Below are 17,689 nucleotides of genomic sequence, written 5' to 3'. Positions count from 1 at the left end.
AATTGGCTAAATGATGAGAATGGGTTTTCAGGATTTATCCTGATCTTTTTCCTTTTTAAGGTCATCAAAGGTTTCTTCGTGGTAATCTCCTTTGTCTGTTCCATAGGCCATTTTGTAAAAAACGGGCTTGGAGTATGTCCATAGCCAAGCTAGGGGCCATAGTATTCCACCAAAAAATAGGGAGAGTATGCACAAGGTTTTGATGGCTTGGGCCTGTGGGTGATTGCGCTTTTCCGCGATTTTTTCAGGAAGGACATGAATCATCAAAAAGACTGTGATCATGATGATCGGAGCGACGATCAAGGCCAACCAGCTGACCACATCTGCTACTTTGTCTTCAAATGCGCTGGCATGCAAGAATAGGGGAAACAGCCAAAAGAGAGCTGTTAATTTTATGGATTTAGAACTGTAGAAAAACCTTTTCATGATTTCAATGGTTTTGTGGAGCCTAGTGTTTATGAGATCATCTTTAGCAGCATTAAGTAGCAATTGATCTAAATGGAGTTTATAAGGTAGATTCCTAATCTAACATGTTGTTAGTCAGTAAGATTAATTTAACTAATTATGTTCTAAAGAAGGAATAAAGCATTTATGGCTTGAAAAAGATTATAAATTCATGCAAATTTTAACTATTAGATAGTTTTATCACTAATTGGTGATTAATAGTAGTTTCAATAGGTGAGAGATCGAATTGACTACCTGTTTTAAATCAAAATGTACAAGTTGATCAGTGGTTTTATTAGTTATTTAATTCTTTTACTCAATGACTTTTAGGCTTTCAGGAAACCATTTTCCCTCTAGCACATTTTCATGAGGTACATACATCCGCAGCGTGAGGTTAAATGCAGCATCTTTAGGGGATGGTAACCAATTGCTTTTTGGCCATTTACTATCATAATTGGGTGAAATGTAAAGGGTCAAGGAACCATCTTCTCCATAATCAAAGGTGGAAAAATTGTTGAAATTAAACCTGTTTAGCTCATTGCTGACCACCCTATAGTCAGGAAAGCCAACTAATATTACGGACCAAAATGCATTAACATTTTTGACTGGTAAGTTTTCGGGGGGAAATGTCAGACTATAGCTTTTTCCATTCCCCAGCACTTGACCATCGGCATCTTTAGCCGCAATAAAATAAATAACTTCTTCAGAAGTGTTAGCCCAAATACCTACAAAGTTGGCTGATGTCCTCGTCCAATAATCGCCATTGTAATTGCCCGCTGTAAGTGTTGCCAACCAACCATTTTCAAATTTCCCCGCTTTAGTGGTAGCAAAGGTCAAGAATTGTGGGATTGTTTTGTGTGTGATTATTGAATCTACCTGGGCTTTGCTTTCGGGAGATGAGTCAATGAATTCTTTTACTTTTTGGACAATAGTTCTTATAGAGTCATTAGAGTTCATTTTTACATCAGGAGTTTTTAGAAAGTCTTCAGCATATGAGAAGAGTTCTGTTGTAGGGAGTTCTTTGTTCGTGAATTGAGGGAATGGAATTGTAGGAGCGATATTGGGAGAACCTATTGCACTCATCTTAAAGAGTTGCTGTAAGGATACTGCTTCTTCAAGGGTATCTTGTAACTCTACCCTTGCGAGCATTTTGATCTTTTTAACGGGCACTTCAATGGGGAAGGCATCGTCAGGAAGGTCGATGTCAGAATCTTTAAGGTGGAGCACAAACAAACCATTGGGATGATCTGGGTAATTTCTTTCATTGATATTGGTTATTACTTCTCCCCACCCATCAAGTAATTGTAGAGTGTAATACCGGTCCTTAATTTCTGGAATTTCAATTGTTACAGCACTATGTTCATCGACTGCAATCCATGCTTCCATGTAGGCTACATCTAGGTTTGGGTTCACGAAATCTGCTTTACCTGCTTCATTGTATTTGATGGAATTGTATTCCAAGCCTGTTCCATCAAAATCCATTTGCTCTTGCCTGACCACCAGGGCCCGACTTAAAAGATATACGTAGCTATTAGTGACTTCCTGCTCTGTAACAGTTTCCAGTGAGCCCTTTGAAGTTTTGGAAGTACAAGACCATGATATGCCCAAAGCTAAAATTAAGCATATATTTGATAGGAAAGCTTTTTTACGATTGTTCATTATAAAAGGCATGGATTATTCTTTGGAAATAGCAGGTAGTTTATAACTGCCATCTAAGGCAGGTTCCTGCGGAATATACATTCTCGCAATGATATAAAAAGGGCCATCTGGGGCTGGGAGCCAATTGTTGGCTTTGGATCCTTCAGGTTGCTGATTTTGAATGTATAAGGTAAGGGATCCATCACTGTCGTAGTTCAATCCCTGAGTTCTGTCTCCAATAGAGTAGCGGTTGATAGGGTTTTTTACCATAAGACGTGTGTCTGAGTGATAAATGGTCATTGACCAAAATGCATCAACCGGAGGTGTCTCACCACTTTCAAAATGTAAAACATAGTTGTTTTTGCTGCCATCTAGACTTTCATTGTCACTATCAGCCTCTGCAATGGGGTATATGGCTTCCTCTGGACTGTTGGTGTAGATAAATTTAAAGGCAACTGCAGACCTGAAAAGGTAATTTTGTCCATAATTTCCCATAGGAGGTGTATATTCCCATCCTGATTCACGCGTTCCAAGGCTGCTGGCTTTGTCTACGATTTTTTGATGTGCAGATTGTATCCCTTCTAATATTGCTGCTTGAACATCCTCGTTAAAACCACCAATGTCAAAAGTTTGATAAGGGCCTACATTGATTTTAGAAAAACTTTCCATTAATTCTTTTTCTTCAAAGCCAGGGGCTTGCCATTCCAAAAACTGATTTAAATATTGGAAGAGTTTTGGTTTGGCGTATAGAGAGTCTTGATTATAAATAGGGAAATTTGACTCAAGGTTGGCCTTGGAAGATGATGAAACTCCCAAGTAGTCACTTAATGATGACAACTTAAGACCATCTTGGATGGCGTAGGCTTTTTCATTACCGCTTTGAGTGCCATCAGTAGCGGTTCTGGTGGCTAAAGCTACATACCTACTTCTAGAGACAAAGATCTTATCAAACTTTTCAGTATCAAATCCACCGTCATTATCAGGGCCAACCAAAAGAAATGTGCCTCCATCCTTACCAGTAGTTCTTGTACCGATATAGGCGAAATTGTCCGTAAACATATCCACTAATTGAATTACAAAATAAGTGTCTCCAGTTTTGGGGACTTCGATGACCAAAGGTTCTTCACTAAGGTCCGCCCAAGTGGTTGAATAAAAAGTGTCATTGTTAGGGGAAACCACGGTGGTATAATCTGGATCATACAACTTTTTCCCATGCAAGAAATTATTAAATCCAGAGTAAGCGGGTGATTGCTTCGCTATGCACATTCCAAAAATGGCTTTGTAATTTTCCACAATGCGAAATCCATAAATATAAGCTTCCTCGGCCAGTTTTTTGGCTTCTTCAGCAGTGATCGAAGATGGTAGATTGGAAGTGTTGTCAGGTGGATTGCAAGATACCAAGGCATAAATAAGTGACAATGTGAAGTAGAGTGATAGCGTAAGCTTAGATTGTCCTTTTGGCATATTAAAAATTTTCATAATTGTTTCAATATCATGATTTTGTACAATGTTATTACCGTTCATTAAATTAGAACATATATTGGTGGGCTTTAAAAAGGAATAGGTAGATGATGAAAAGGATTATAAATCCGTGCAAAAATTAGCTGAATTGAAAAACTAAAAAAATGACCAACTTTGGGTACGAAAGAGAGATGGCTATAAAGCAAAAGAGCAATCCCGTATAAGGACTGCTCAAAACTGCAAAAAGCATTTTATTACTAGTTTATTTTTTCATTTTAGTAATCCTGTCCACTTCATTCAACAACAAAGGAAAAGCAGGCCAAGTCATGTTATGTCCATACCCATCCATTTCATAAAGCGTTGTTTCAGTATGTCCAGCTTCTTTCATCATACGCATCAGATAGGCATTTTCTTCATAGCGACCAAGCATTTCCATTTCCCTGTCTCCAGTGATCAGCAAAAGAGGAGGGGCATCGGCGCGAACATGATAAAGGGGAGCTAGTTCATCCACTACCGGTTGGGTTCCTGGTATTCCACGCTCTTCACGTACAGTAAAATGTGTGATAGTATGACCACTAAAGGGGATTAGCCCGGCAATTAAATTAGCATCAATCTGATGTTCTGCCAACCAACTTTTATCTAAACCAACCATGCTGGCCAAGTAACCGCCAGCAGAATGGCCAGAAACAAATATCAGGGAAGGATCACCTCCATATTCGTCAATATGATTAAAAGCCCAGGCAACGGCAGCTGCAGCATCTTCAATGTAGGAGGGAGCTTTTACTTTTGGGTAAAGTCTATAATTGACACCAATGATGGCTAAACCTTTTTCCTTTAAGGCTTCGGGGATTTCTTTTTCGCCTCCAGTTAAGCCTCCTCCATGAAACCAAACAATGGTGGCAAATCCCTTTTTATCTTTGGGATAGTATATGTCCAAAACACATCGCTCGTTGATATAGGCATCTGCAGCACTAATGGCCGCATTATAATATGGGATATTACTTTCAGTGACGTATGAACTGTTTTGAGCATTGGCTATTAAGACGAAGCAAAAAGAAATCGTAAACAATAGGACATTTTTCATAATTATGTTGTTTTTTGATTTGTTAGGTCAAAGGATTGGATGCTTATGTATTTTGTTTTAAAAGGTTTTCTTCGATTATTTCCCAAGTGAAATTTAAAGATAATCTAGAATGGCCTTTTAAGGGATTCTTTGTTTTAAGGTATTTCATTTTTTTCTCTAATAATTTTTGATTTACCTCAACGTCCCTAATTAAAGTATGGTGCGATTCTTCTTGATGTTCCTTATGCTCTCTTACCCAAACCGGATGCCTTTTGATTGTCTTAACCTTTGTTTTCAGGCTCTTTTGTAGTTCCATGAAATAAATGTCTTCATACCCATAGTTTCCACAAAATTCTTCATCAACTCCCAAGGATTTATAGAAGATCGATTTTGAACAGAAAAAAGTATTTGGGTGGATAGTATGTTTTTGTCCATCTTTTAACCTATTGAAATTGAAGATGACTTTTGGAATGGGTTGTTTTAAAAGATAAGCAAGGGTTTCTTCAGGGAAAGTGTGGTCAAGATCGGTAAGGATCAACTTACTTGACTTGGCTAACAGTACCCCTAAATTTCGAGCACCTCCCTGATTCCATTTGATATCGTCCTTTATCCTAGCAACTGTATAATTCAGTTTTTGTGAAGCTATTTTTACCGCTACAGGAGAGCAATCATCTACAAATACAAAAAGAATTTTCTCTAAGACATCAGGCTTGAATTGTTCATATTGCGCAACAAACTTTTCCATAATTTGTGCTTCCTGATTATCAATGTAGACTGGTACTATATATGTTAATTCGATGGACGAATAAGAGTTGAGCATAGAAGTAAATAAACTGTAGCAGAGGTTTTGTTAATAAATCGAAGATACTATATATTTCTAAGTAGCGCTATCTGGTTGATAGTACTATCAATAATAAAGCCTATTGTCGAGAAGGAAAAGTTCAAAAAGTTAATAAATAAAAAAAGCGGCCATTGGCCGCTTTTTAAGGTTGGTTTATGCACTGAACATCAAGGTTCCCTTGGATTGGGAGTTGGCCTTAATGCCTTTTTTCTCTATGGTCTTACCAGTATTACTGTCCTTGACCTTTATGGTATAAGTTCCCTTGGCAAAAACTTTCGGTTCAAAAGTATTGCCCTTGATGGCCAGGCAATAAAGGCTTTCACCGCTTTTCTCTTCGATAATTTCCACCACAGGATTATTCAATCCATTGACCTTGACTTCTGGAAGCCATGCAGCGGCTTTACGTCCGTAATTGTCTTCTTGTGAAACTGTGATCGGCCAGCCAGCATATTGACCTGCTGGATTTTTCAAGGGATGAACATATTTCGGCCAGCATTCAGTTGTGATGGTCCTGTCTTTTTTGTTGAAGGTGACAATCCCATACCCAGTTGCACGGTCATAGACGATGGCTGGTTCACGATGGGTAAGCCTGGGGTTCGCTACAGCTTTTACAGTCATTTTATTACCGAATCCATCTTCAAAGTCTCCGGTGTAAACAGGGTTGCTTTCAGAATGGCTTTCCGGATTGGCCACTGGAGGCCACCATCTTCTAGGCCAAATGTTATTGAGTGCAGGACCTGCAAAGGCAAAGCCCCCATCTCCATGCTGATCGATGCCATATTGGGAGAAACTTGCCAAGTGTTGGTCACCAGCAATATGAAAGGCAAAGCACTTCCTGATCTTATCCACGGCTCGGTCCCGGCCATCTTGTGGCCAGCCATTGCTGTCCATATCTCCTTTGATCTCGTCTCCAAGAACATACTTTCCTGCTTCTGGCACTTCCAGTTTTGGAACAACACTATCATCCTTGGCCTCAACAGGCAAGGTGGCAACGGTGTTAAAGATGGTTTGAGTAACCAATGATTTCATTTGAACATCCTCGGACCAGTTTTGGGCCCAATCATCCAAGAAAGTCAATTGCCTGTCACCTAAAAGTTGGGCGTCTTTTACCCGGTGCTTCTTGATGTCAAAATCAGGGTTTCTGATCCAACCGTTCCAAATATCTGCCTCTTCTGGCAAGACATGTTTAGGAGCTGATTTCCACTTTCTGTCTTCTAAGATGGCAAAGCTGATTCCTCCATAAACCCATTCAGTGTAATACACCTCAATACCTCTTTGGACAGGGGTAGGGTCATAAGGGTCTGGCAGGTGGCTGGTTTGGCATTTTTGCACCATATTGACCCATTTAGGGGCCATTTTATAGCCGCCTGAATCCTGTGCGGGAGCTCCCCAGCTTCCTGAAATATCTGCTGCTTTTCCAGCTTCACCCCAAATGTTTCCATGGTAAACATCATGGTCATCGGGAATGATCGCACAAGGGATATGCCGGAATACTTCCCGGTAGGACCAGCCAAACATGTACCATTTGCGCAGGTAATCCAAAGCGGCCTTATCTACGGGTGAAGTCTGGATACCAAAGCCACCAGTGCCCTCATAGAATTGGTCTCCCACAAAAAGGGCCAGATCAGGCTCATGACAAGCCACATGGGGAGCAACTTCTGCATCTGGAAAACCATAATCACAATTACAGCTAAAGACGGCAGTTTTTACCTCATCTTGGGCCTTTGGCTCTGCAGAAATAGTTCCCTCATAAGCATAGTGCCTTGTTTCACCTTCTATGGGTAATTGAAGTTGGATCCGATAAGGGACGGCTTCTTGGTATGGCCAACTCTCCTGTCTAAAGTGAACCGTTCTGGACATAGGTTCTACTTCAGTGACTCCCATTTCTTTCCAGTTTTCACCGTCCTTTACCTCAAACTTCACCTGATGCTCTGCCACTTTCTCCACAGGCGTTAGTTGCGCAGTCAGCTTAAGTGTTCCTTTGTTGAGGGTATACTGGGCAAAGCAAATTGGACCGTATTCATGTTCACTGCTCGAGATCAATTTACTCCCTGAGATTTTCCAGTCCCCAAAGCTGGCTGCAATAGTGCTTTCTTGAATCTCCTTATAATCATCCTGGATATTGGCTACCAAAGCTATATTTCCTGCCAATTGCTCTTGGGAAAGTTTTTGACTTTCTACTGTTGCAATGCTTGCTCCCGATTTGGAAAGTAAGCTAATGTTTAGCGTAGGAGTGTGGTTAGCTGAACAGCTGACCTTAAGGGTAAACTCTTCACTAAGATCATGCTGAATAGCCGTAAGTTCATTTCCCACTTTCAGTTTGCCGCTAGTGGTTAGGCCTATATCAAAGCCTTTTCCGTGAACCGCAGCTGAGCGGTAATCATCGAATTTTCCTTTTATGCCTAGTCGGATCCCTACATAGTTTTTGTCTGAAACGGGCAGGTCTTTGTTGATTTGAAAATCAATGCTGGTTTCCAAAGTACCAATTTCTTGGGTGGCTTGGGTGGTCAGGCAGTGTAAAGTCCTGTTTGGTCCAGCAACTTGGCATAGCACTCGGCCATCCTGTATTTTCCAGTCCTGTAACCTGTTGCCCCAATATTCAGGGCCAACCCAGTCCATGTCCGGCCAAAGCTGCCAGTCACTTTCAAAGTGCAGGCTGGTATTTTTATCTATAACGTTTTTAATATTCGTAAGAGGAGAAGATAAAAGACCCATACTTGGTGTCAAAGCACCTAAGGCCATTATCTTAAGGGATTTTCTTCTTTTCATATGTTTGTCGCAATAAAATTCTTAGTCCAAAAGGACTGATCAATTAACATATAAATTTGCTATAAAGAAAGGGAAATGAAGATAATTTTTGTTAATAGAAAATAAAATGAAAGAAATAATGAGTTGGTTCTTAAGATTTAAGAATAATTTCTTTCTCAATAAAAATAAGGATTTATCCGCCACAGATAGAAAGGATTAATACGGACTGGTAATGGGTTGGTAATCAAATCTATATCCGTCTATGGATTGTTGGCTTTACCATTTAAGGCTTATAAAAAATAAAACCTCCCAATGATCATCATTGGGAGGTTTGAGTACGCGCGGAAGGATTCGAACCCTCAACCCTCGGAGCCGAAATCCGATATTCTATCCAGTTGAACTACGCGCGCTTGAGGCCGATTTGAAAACAGGCTGCTTTCAAATCGGCTACAAATATAGACTTTTATTATGCGTTTTTAAGCACTTCTTGTACTTTTTCTGCCGCTTCTTTCAAGGTGATTGCTGAAGCTACTTTTAGGCCTGATTCATCAATGATTCTTGCACCTTCTTCCGCATTGGTTCCTTGTAATCTTACAATGATAGGGATTTGGATATCACCAATTGATTTATAGGCTTCTACCACACCGCTAGCAATTCTGTCGCATCTTACAATACCACCGAATACGTTGATCAAGATCGCTTTTACATTTGGATCCTTCAAGATGATTCTGAAACCGGCTTCCACGGTAGTAGCATTGGCTCCACCTCCCACGTCAAGGAAGTTAGCAGGCTCACCACCTGACAATTTGATCATATCCATGGTTGCCATGGCCAGACCAGCACCGTTTACCATACAGCCAACGTTTCCGTCTAGCTTCACATAGTTAAGGTCAGACTTTCCGGCTTCTACTTCCAAAGGATCCTCTTCAGAAAGGTCTCTTAGTTCAGCCAAGTTTCTGTGTCTGTAAAGTGCATTATCGTCCAAGTTTACCTTGGCATCAACGGCCAAAATCTGGTCGTCAGAAGTTTTCAACACAGGGTTGATCTCAAACTGGGAAGAGTCAGTAGCATCATAAGCTTTGTACAAAGCAGAGATAAACTTCACCATTTCCTTCAATGCATTTCCAGTCAAGCCAAGAGCAAAAGCTACTTTTCTAGCTTGGAAACCTTGAAGACCTACTTTAGGGTCGATCCACTCTTTGATGATTTTTTCAGGAGTCTTTTCAGCTACATCCTCGATGTCCATTCCACCTTCGGTAGAGGCCATGATCACATTGCATCCTTTGGCTCTGTCCAATAGGATAGATAGGTAATATTCTTTAGGCTCGGAGTCACCAGGATAATAAACATCCTGAGCTACTAGCACTTTGTTGACAGTTTTTCCTTCAGGACCGGTTTGGTGTGTTACCAAGGTTCCTCCTAGGATGTTTTTGGCTTTTTCAGTCACCTCGTCCAACTTCTTGGCCAAAACCACTCCATTAGAACCGGTTTGCTGAATTTTGCCTTTACCACGTCCACCTGCATGGATTTGTGCTTTGATCACATACCATGAGGTACCTGTTTCTGCGTTGAGTTGCTTGGCTGCTTCTAGTGCTGCTTCAGGAGTATTGGCTACAATACCCTCTTGAATTTTAACACCGTAACCCTTAAGAACTTCTTTAGCTTGATATTCGTGTATATTCATCCTAGCGAAAATTTTTGCCCGAAGTTAAGTACCAAGCTTCGTTTATTCAAGGATTAAGTCGGTCTTTTTCCCAAAATAAATGCATTTTTGAACTTATCCGTCAAATAGTTTTATCTTTGAAATCTCTCAAATTACCGATCATGTTAAAAGCGCAAGGCATACAAAAATATTACGGCGACCTCCATGTTCTTAAGGGTGTGGATGTTAGCATCAGTTCTGGAGAAATCGTTTCAATAGTGGGTGCTTCCGGAGCTGGAAAAAGTACGCTTTTGCACATCTTGGGCACATTGGATAAGGCTGACCAAGGTGAGGTAACCGTTGGGGACAAGGAACTCTCCAAGCTGAAAGGGGATAAGCTAGCCGCTTATCGCAATACAGAAATTGGTTTTATTTTTCAGTTTCACAATCTGCTTCCAGAATTCACAGCTGAGGAAAATATCATTATCCCCGGTTTGATCGCCCAGAAGGACGAAGCCAAGCTTAAACAAAAGGCCAAGGAACTGGCAGTGCTATTGGGAATAGAAGGAAGGATGCAGCACAAGCCTTCAGAACTCAGTGGGGGGGAGCAGCAAAGAGTGGCTGTGGCCAGGGCCTTGATCAACGAACCTAAAATCATCTTTGCGGATGAGCCCAGCGGTAACTTGGACACCCAGAGCGCTGAGGCCCTTCATGAATTGTTTTTTAAGCTGAGAGATCAATTTGGCCAGTCCTTTGTCATTGTCACACACAACAGGGAACTGGCACAGATGGCTGACCGCATGCTGACCATGCAGGATGGCTTGATTATTTCAGAATAAAATTATCACAAGGATTTTTATATGTCCGTGTTATTTCGCAAAATCTTTCACTTCTTCCATCATGGCTTTTACATGAGCTGGACCATCTAGCAAACCCTCATGAAAAGCTACAATTCGATGCTCTTTGTCCAGAAGGTAGGTGATTCTTTTAGGCATTTTAATGATGGGCATCAGGGCATCATATGCTTTGCAAACTTTTCCATCTGTATCACTAAGCAGTTCAAAAGGCAGTTGATGCATTTTTTTGAAGGTTTCATGACTTTCTATGGAATCCCTGCTGATGCCGACGATAGGGATATCCAATGACTTAAATAGTTGAAAATTGTCCCGGAAACTACAGACTTCCTTCGTACAGCCACTGGTCTGGTCTTTTGGGTAAAAGAAGATCAAACATGATTTTCCTTTGAAGTCTTCAGAGAGGGTAAAGGTCTTTTCAGAAGTTGATGACAATGAAAAATTGGGTGCCTTGGTTTGCGTTTTTAATGCCATGAATCAAGCTAGTTTAATTGAAATAATATGCTGTAGTACCTGTGCTGTCTGCACAATTTGATAAACAAAATTTAGAAAAAGTTGTTCATAAAAGATCGTGTTTTTAAGGGCTCGGAAACTTTTTTTAAAAGTTTTGAGCTATTATTACAATTGTATGGAGTCTATTGATATTAGTTAAGAATGATTATTTTTGAGTAATATGGTACCTATTATAGGACCAATTATCTCCATGTTGACCGACATTATTCAGCTGTAAAACTGTGATTTAAGGCAGTTTTCGGTTTCATATAATTAAAGTATTTAGAATGACCACAACGATCATTATCACTTTATGTACCCTATTGCTGATAGCATATTTGTTTGATTATAGCTTTAAGAAAACAAAGATTCCTTCAGTGATTTTGCTATTGCTTTTAGGCTGGCTCGTGAGGCAGGGCACTATGCTCTTTGAGTTAAAGTTGCCTGACCTTTCTTCTATTTTACCGATCCTTGGAACTACAGGTTTGATCTTGATCGTACTGGAGGGCTCTTTGGAACTGGAATTGAACAAGTCAAAAGTGACTTTGATCAAGAAGTCCTTTTTGGGCGCCTTGGCTCCTTTATTGGCGCTTTCTTTTCTGATGGCCTATATCTTTGAGCAATATGGAGGTTATACTTTTAGGGACAGTTTGATCAATGCTATCCCGCTTTGTGTCATCAGTAGTGCCATTGCTATTCCGAGTGTCAGGAACTTGTCCACTTCCAACAAGGAATTCGTGATTTATGAAAGTAGTCTTTCCGACATCCTCGGGGTGGTGTTTTTTAACTTTATCCTCAGAAATGAAACCTTTGGGGTTGATTCCTTTGGAATGTTTGGGTTGCAGTTGGTTGTTATATGTGTCATTTCCTTTGTGGCAACTATTGGTTTATCATTCCTTTTGAGCAGGTTGGAGCACCATATCAAGTTTGTTCCTATTATCCTTTTGACGATATTGATTTATGCGATTTCCTATGTGTACCATTTACCGGCTTTGATCTTTATTTTGATTTTCGGCTTGTCCATTGGTAACTTGAATGAACTACATAACTTGAAGTTTTTTGATGTGTTCAGAACAGATATTTTGAACAAAGAGGTACAGAAATTCAAAGAATTGACGATAGAGGCTACCTTTTTGATCAGGTCTTTGTTCTTCTTGTTATTCGGTTATTTGCTGGAAACATCGGAAATTCTCAATACTACTACTTTGGTTTGGTCGGTTGGAATTGTGGCTCTCATATTTATTTTAAGAGCTTTACAGTTAAAGCTGAGTAACCTGCCGCTTAAGCCTTTGCTATTTGTAGCACCACGGGGCTTGATCACCGTTTTGCTTTTCCTTTCCATCAGTCCTATCAACAATATTGGTATTGTCAATAAGTCCTTGATTATCCAAGTGATTGTGTTGACGGTGCTGGTTATGATGTTTGGCGTGATTATCAGCAATCCTGAAAAAGCCGAAGCGGAACAAAAGAAAGCTGCTGAGGAAAAAGAAAAAGTGGAAGAGGAGCAAAGCACAAAAGCCGTTTAAATTTCATTTCTTAGGAACCATTTCTCCAATTTATTGATTGCAACTAAAATTGAATCGATAAACTAACCTTTTCCATTTTGAGCCAAAAAAGTGTCCAGCACATGCTGCTAGCAGGGATTTTTTTTGCCATCATGCAAGTGATGGTGAAGTACATTCCTCATCTTCCAGCGGTAGAAATTGTATTTTTCAGGTCACTGTTTAGCCTGGTCGCCAGCTATTTGATCCTCAAAAAACAGGATGTTCCCTTGTTTGGCAACAATAAAAAACTACTGATCCTAAGAGGGGCTTCAGGTGCCTTAGGGTTGATCACATTCTTTTATACTTTGCAGAATATCCCATTGGCCAGTGCTGTTACGCTGCAGTACCTATCACCCATTTTCACGACCATTCTAGGCATTTTCATTGTAAAGGAAAAGGTCAAACCTATCCGTTTCTTGTATTTCGCCATTGCTTTTGGAGGAGTTTTGGTCATTGAGGGCTTTGATCCAAGGATATCCTTAACGTATACCGTGATAGGCGTGGCTTCTGGATTCTTTGCAGGGTTGGCCTATAATATCATTAGAAAACTAAAAGGCAGCGAGCATCCATTGGTGATTGTCTTTTACTTCCCTTTGGTCACTTTGCCGATAGTAGGGATTTGGAGCTACTTTAATTGGGTAATGCCAATGGGCTGGGATTGGCTTTTGCTTTTGGGCATAGGTATTTTTACCCAACTGGCCCAATACTATATGACATTAGCTTATCAACATGCCAATCTCGCCAAGATTACGAGCTTAAATTATATTGGAATTGTATATGCATTGTTTTTTGGTTTTATCTTTTTCGGTGAAACCTTTAACTTGCTTACTTATTTAGGGATGGGTTTGGTGCTGTTAGGTGTTATTTTAAATATTAGATCCAAATAAATGAAGATTACCCGGGATTTGTACCAAGGCTCACTGGCCTTATTGACCGACTTTTATCAATTGACCATGGCCTATGCTTATTGGAAGTCTGGAAAGGCAGAACAGGAAGCTGTATTTAATTTGTTTTTTAGAAAAAATCCTTTCCAAAGTGGCTTTACCATAGCGGCTGGTTTGGACTATGTGATCGACTATTGCAGGAATTTCAAGTTTGATGAAAATGACTTGGCTTACCTTCAAGAAATGACATTGGAAAGTGGTGAACCTACGTTTGACCCGAAGTTTATTCAGTATTTGCGTGATTTGGAGTTTTCATGTGACATCGACGCGGTGGAGGAGGGAGCAGTGGTTTTTCCCAATACGCCTCTGATCCGGGTAAAAGGGCCTTTATTGCAATGCCAGCTGCTGGAAACCCCAATGCTCAATATCATTAACTTTCAGACCTTGGTGGCCACCAAAGCGGCTAGAATAACTTTAGAAGCAAAAGGAGATACTGTTCTGGAATTTGGCTTGAGAAGGGCACAGGGCATTGATGGGGCTTTGGCTGCCAGTAGGGCAAGCTACATTGGAGGATGCTCATCCACCAGTAATGTGATGGCTGGAAAACTCTTTGGGATACCTGTTTCGGGTACTCATGCACACAGTTGGATCATGGCATTTGAAAGTGAAATTGAAGCCTTTGAGGCCTATGCGGATGCCTTTCCGGATAATTGTATTTTCCTGGTGGATACTTATGATACCATTAGGGGAGTCCAGAATGCCATCAAAGTGGGCAGGGCTTTGGAAGCCAGAGGAAAGAAGTTGTTGGGGGTGCGAATTGATTCCGGGGATTTGGCTTATTACAGTAATATGGCCAGAGAGCTGTTGGATGAGGCTGGATTCAAGGATACCAAGGTAGTGGCCAGCAATGATCTGGATGAACATATTTTGTCTTCCTTGAAGATGCAGGAAGCTTCCATTGACATTTGGGGAATTGGTACCAAACTAGTAACGGCCTATGACCAGCCAGCTTTAGGGGCGGTTTACAAAATGGCAGCTTTGAAGGACAGCTCAGGCACTTGGGTGCCGAAAGTTAAGGTGTCCCAACAGTCCATTAAGATCAATATTCCTGGTTTCCATAATGTGAAGCGTTTTTATAAAAATGGAAAGGCAGTTTCAGATATGATATTTTTGGAAAGCGATCAGGGGCTTCAAGAAGAAGTTACCATTATAGATCCTTATGACCCAACCAAAAGGAAAAAGATCAAACCGGACAGTATGGAAAGCAAAACCCTGTTGGTTCCCATTTTCAAGAAAGGCGAAAAGGTATACACCCGTCCACAATTGGATGAGATTAGAAATAGGACATTGGCCAATTTGGACCGGTTTGACAAAGCGCACAAGCGATTGATCAATCCACATATTTATCCGGTTGGATTGGAAGAATCCCTATATCACCTGAGAACGGATTTGGTTTTGAAAGCAAAAAACTATAATTAACTTATAGGAATTGCTGAAATAAAAATAAACATTCCTATGGAAGCATTACTGATTGTTGATGTCCAAAATGATTTCCTTCCAGGAGGTGCTTTGGCCGTGAGTGAAGGGGATAAGATCATTCCGATCATCAATAAGCTACAGGAGAAATTTGATTTTATCATTGCCACCCAAGACTGGCACCCGGCTGGGCACAAGAGTTTTGCAGCCAATCATGCAGGGAAAAAGCCCGGAGAAGTGATCAAGCTTGGCGGAACAGACCAGATGCTATGGCCAGTACATTGTGTGCAGGAGAGCAAAGGGGCTGAATTTCATGTGGACCTAGACCGAAGCAAATGGAAAAAGGTTTTTAGAAAAGGGCTTAACCTCATGGTGGATTCTTACAGTGGTTTTTTTGATAACAAGAAAAAGGAAGACACTGGCGTTACTGCATTTCTTCATGAAAATGGCATTACTGATGTCTATGTTACAGGATTGGCAGCAGATTACTGTGTTAAATTTACCGTGCTGGATGCTTTGAAAGAGGGGTTTGATACCTATTTGATCAAGGATGCCACCAAGGCGGTGAACTTGTCTCCAGACGATTATGACATTGCCTTAAAAGAAATGAACAAATCAGGCGCAGAAGTGCTTTTGAGTCAAGCTGTTTCTTTTTAATTCACTTATCTTTAAATTATATCCATAATCCTTTCCCACTTTTAAACGCCTAAAATATGCAACTTCCCATAGTGACAGTAGATGCTTTTACAGACACCCCCTTTTCTGGTAATCCAGCGGCTATTTGCCTCTTACCAGGCCCATTGGCAGAAGAAGGCATGCAACTGATTGCAGCTGAAATGAACTTAAGCGAAACAGCTTTTTTGGAGCAAACAGGGCCTGCTTCTTTTAACTTGAGATGGTTTACACCCATGAAAGAGGTGGATTTGTGTGGTCATGCTACACTGGCCAGCGCCTATATGTTGTACATTGAGGAGGTAGTAGACAGCCAAGAGGAAATTAGTTTTCAGACTAAAAGTGGGGAGCTAAGAGTAAGTATGGTGGAAGAAGAAATCCAGATGGATTTTCCTTTACTGGAAACTAAAGTAGATCAACATCCTTATTTTGTGGATGATTTTTTCGGTCAAAAAGTAGTGGCAGCGGCCTCGTTAAAAGGAAATTGGATTTTGGAACTGGAAAGCTATCATACCTTGGAATATGTAGAGCCAGAATTTAATGTGCTCTCCCTGCACAGTGAGCAAGGTATCATAATCACTGCAAAGGGAAATGATGATTTTGATATTTACTCCCGTTATTTTGCCCCCAATTTAGGTATCAATGAAGATCCCGTAACAGGATTTGCACATTGTGCCCTAATGGACTATTGGTTTAAGAAGGAAGGAAAGAGTAGCTTGAAAGCCTATCAGGCAAGTAAGCGGGAAGGAGAAATGCGACTTATAAAAGAAGGGGATAGGGTCAAAATTTATGGAAAAGCAGTGAAGATTTTTGAAGGTTTTCTGGAAGTTTAACCTGAGTTTTGAGATTGAAAAAAGGAAAGTTTAGTAAAGTAGTCAAATACTTGGTTAAAAATAGTGGTCTTACTATTATATTTTAACTTTGAATAGTTAAATTAATGGAAGTATATTTTTAACCTAACTTATTGAACAATGAAAAAGTTATTACTAGTATTTTCCTTTTTGGTGATGTGTTATGGTTTACAGGCACAGGAACTTGGTATTCGTTTCGGAGATGGTTATAACAATGTAGCGATTGATGGAGTGTTTACTTTAGGGCAGTTTAGTCGGGTACATGCTGACGTTAATTTTGGAAATGGTGTAGGAGTAGAGGCACTTTGGGACTTTTTGTACAGACCTTTAGCTGATGTGGATGGTTTGCATTGGTACGTAGGTGCTGGTCCTGCCTTGTGGATAGATGATCCATTTTATTTCGGTGCGGCTGGTGAAATAGGTGTAGAGTATCATTTTGACTTTCCGCTAGCGATAGGTGTGGACTGGAGACCCATACTTTGGATCATTGAGGATACTGATTTTAGGGCTGACTCCTTCGGGATCAATATCCGATATGTTTTTGGAAATGTGGACCGTTAATCAGAACAAAGGCCAGCTTATCGAGCTGGCCTTTGTTCTGATTATTTATTTTGTCCTTACTTCAAGGATTTTATCATATTCCTCATCGTTAGGTTCCCAAAGTTCAATTTTATTTCCTTCTGGATCCATGATATGGATGAACTTTCCATATTCGTAAGTTTCGATTTCATCTGTGATGGTCACCCCTTCCTTTTTGAGCTCTTTGAGCAATTCTTCTAAATTCTCCACCCGGTAATTGATCATAAATTCCTTTTGTGAAGGCTGAAAGTAGGTGGTTTGATCAGAAAATGGACTCCACTGGGAAAAGCCTTTTTTATCAGGATGGTCACTCTGGCGCCACTCAAAAGTGGTTCCATACTTGTCGGTATTCATGCCCAGGTTTTTGGCATACCATTCTTTCATCTTATCAGGGTCTTGGCATTTGAAAAAGATGCCTCCTATTCCGGTTACTTTTTTCATTATAATTGGGTTTGGTTTGTGGTAATATAAAAATGTATTTGCTGGTTTAAAAGTGCTAG

Annotated in this window: 16 protein-coding genes and 1 tRNA gene; 7 read left to right on the top strand and 10 right to left on the bottom strand. The window is 40.4% G+C overall.

The features are described 5' to 3' along the window. Positions 1-27: 27 nt before the first annotated feature. The 8 genes from JL001_RS19215 to sucC all read right to left on the bottom strand — a co-directional run bounded on the left by JL001_RS19215 (position 28) and on the right by sucC (position 9,879). On the bottom strand, positions 28-426 hold the full coding sequence (locus JL001_RS19215) for a DUF3302 domain-containing protein (protein ID WP_200979118.1): 399 nt from the start codon (positions 424-426) through the stop codon (positions 28-30). A 330-nt stretch (positions 427-756) separates the two neighbouring features. Further along, positions 757-2,103 (bottom strand): DUF1214 domain-containing protein, encoded by a 1,347-nt coding sequence (locus JL001_RS19210; RefSeq protein ID WP_200979116.1) that lies wholly within the window; start codon positions 2,101-2,103, stop codon positions 757-759. A gap of 15 nt (positions 2,104-2,118) precedes the next feature. Beyond that, on the bottom strand, positions 2,119-3,561 hold the full coding sequence (locus tag JL001_RS19205) for a DUF1254 domain-containing protein (protein ID WP_200979114.1): 1,443 nt from the start codon (positions 3,559-3,561) through the stop codon (positions 2,119-2,121). A 244-nt stretch (positions 3,562-3,805) separates the two neighbouring features. Then, a complete protein-coding gene (locus JL001_RS19200; RefSeq protein ID WP_200979112.1) occupies positions 3,806-4,627 on the bottom strand; it encodes an alpha/beta hydrolase in 822 nt (273 codons plus the stop codon). A 43-nt stretch (positions 4,628-4,670) separates the two neighbouring features. After that, on the bottom strand, positions 4,671-5,351 hold the full coding sequence (locus tag JL001_RS19195) for a glycosyltransferase family A protein (protein WP_200979110.1): 681 nt from the start codon (positions 5,349-5,351) through the stop codon (positions 4,671-4,673). Between the two features lie 249 nt (positions 5,352-5,600). Then, complete coding sequence (locus JL001_RS19190; RefSeq protein ID WP_200979108.1) at positions 5,601-8,216, bottom strand: alkaline phosphatase D family protein; 2,616 nt, start codon at positions 8,214-8,216, stop codon at positions 5,601-5,603. 315 nt (positions 8,217-8,531) lie between these two features. Beyond that, positions 8,532-8,605: transfer RNA gene (locus JL001_RS19185), tRNA-Arg, on the bottom strand. Between the two features lie 56 nt (positions 8,606-8,661). Further along, entirely contained in the window at positions 8,662-9,879 is a 1,218-nt protein-coding gene (gene sucC / locus JL001_RS19180) for an ADP-forming succinate--CoA ligase subunit beta (RefSeq protein ID WP_200979107.1), read from the bottom strand. Between the two features lie 140 nt (positions 9,880-10,019). Here sucC and JL001_RS19175 point away from each other — a divergent pair, with 140 nt between their 5' ends. Further along, positions 10,020-10,676, top strand: a complete 657-nt coding sequence (locus tag JL001_RS19175) for an ABC transporter ATP-binding protein (protein ID WP_200979105.1) — start codon at positions 10,020-10,022, stop codon at positions 10,674-10,676. A 30-nt stretch (positions 10,677-10,706) separates the two neighbouring features. Here the strand turns inward: JL001_RS19175 and JL001_RS19170 are convergent, their stop codons facing one another. Further along, on the bottom strand, positions 10,707-11,165 hold the full coding sequence (locus JL001_RS19170) for a peroxiredoxin (protein WP_200979103.1): 459 nt from the start codon (positions 11,163-11,165) through the stop codon (positions 10,707-10,709). A gap of 305 nt (positions 11,166-11,470) precedes the next feature. On the opposite strand from JL001_RS19170, the gene JL001_RS19165 reads away from it, so the two are divergent. The 6 genes from JL001_RS19165 to JL001_RS19140 all read left to right on the top strand — a co-directional run bounded on the left by JL001_RS19165 (position 11,471) and on the right by JL001_RS19140 (position 17,171). Then, positions 11,471-12,709 (top strand): cation:proton antiporter, encoded by a 1,239-nt coding sequence (locus tag JL001_RS19165; RefSeq protein ID WP_200979101.1) that lies wholly within the window; start codon positions 11,471-11,473, stop codon positions 12,707-12,709. A gap of 101 nt (positions 12,710-12,810) precedes the next feature. Further along, the gene (locus JL001_RS19160; RefSeq protein ID WP_200980555.1) at positions 12,811-13,614 is read left to right on the top strand and encodes a DMT family transporter; all 804 of its coding nucleotides are present in this window, start codon (positions 12,811-12,813) and stop codon (positions 13,612-13,614) included. After that, positions 13,615-15,090, top strand: coding sequence for a nicotinate phosphoribosyltransferase (locus tag JL001_RS19155; RefSeq protein WP_200979100.1), 1,476 nt, complete (start codon positions 13,615-13,617; stop codon positions 15,088-15,090). Positions 15,091-15,126: 36 nt separating this feature from the next. Further along, a complete protein-coding gene (pncA, locus tag JL001_RS19150) occupies positions 15,127-15,744 on the top strand; it encodes a bifunctional nicotinamidase/pyrazinamidase (RefSeq protein WP_200979098.1) in 618 nt (205 codons plus the stop codon). Positions 15,745-15,800: 56 nt separating this feature from the next. Next, on the top strand, positions 15,801-16,592 hold the full coding sequence (locus JL001_RS19145) for a PhzF family phenazine biosynthesis protein (RefSeq protein ID WP_200979096.1): 792 nt from the start codon (positions 15,801-15,803) through the stop codon (positions 16,590-16,592). 138 nt (positions 16,593-16,730) lie between these two features. Then, a complete protein-coding gene (locus tag JL001_RS19140; RefSeq protein WP_200979094.1) occupies positions 16,731-17,171 on the top strand; it encodes an outer membrane insertion C- signal in 441 nt (146 codons plus the stop codon). 45 nt (positions 17,172-17,216) lie between these two features. Here JL001_RS19140 and JL001_RS19135 read toward each other — a convergent pair whose 3' ends face one another. After that, positions 17,217-17,630: a VOC family protein gene (locus tag JL001_RS19135; protein WP_192011640.1), complete on the bottom strand. Its 414-nt coding sequence runs from the start codon at positions 17,628-17,630 to the stop codon at positions 17,217-17,219. Positions 17,631-17,689 lie beyond the last annotated feature (59 nt).

It is taken from the genome of Echinicola sp. 20G (assembly GCF_015533855.1).
In the GTDB taxonomy this organism is placed as follows: Bacteria; Bacteroidota; Bacteroidia; order Cytophagales; family Cyclobacteriaceae; genus Echinicola.
The sequence above is the reverse complement of the archived record's forward strand: the minus strand, read 5'-3'. Positions and strand labels throughout refer to the sequence as shown.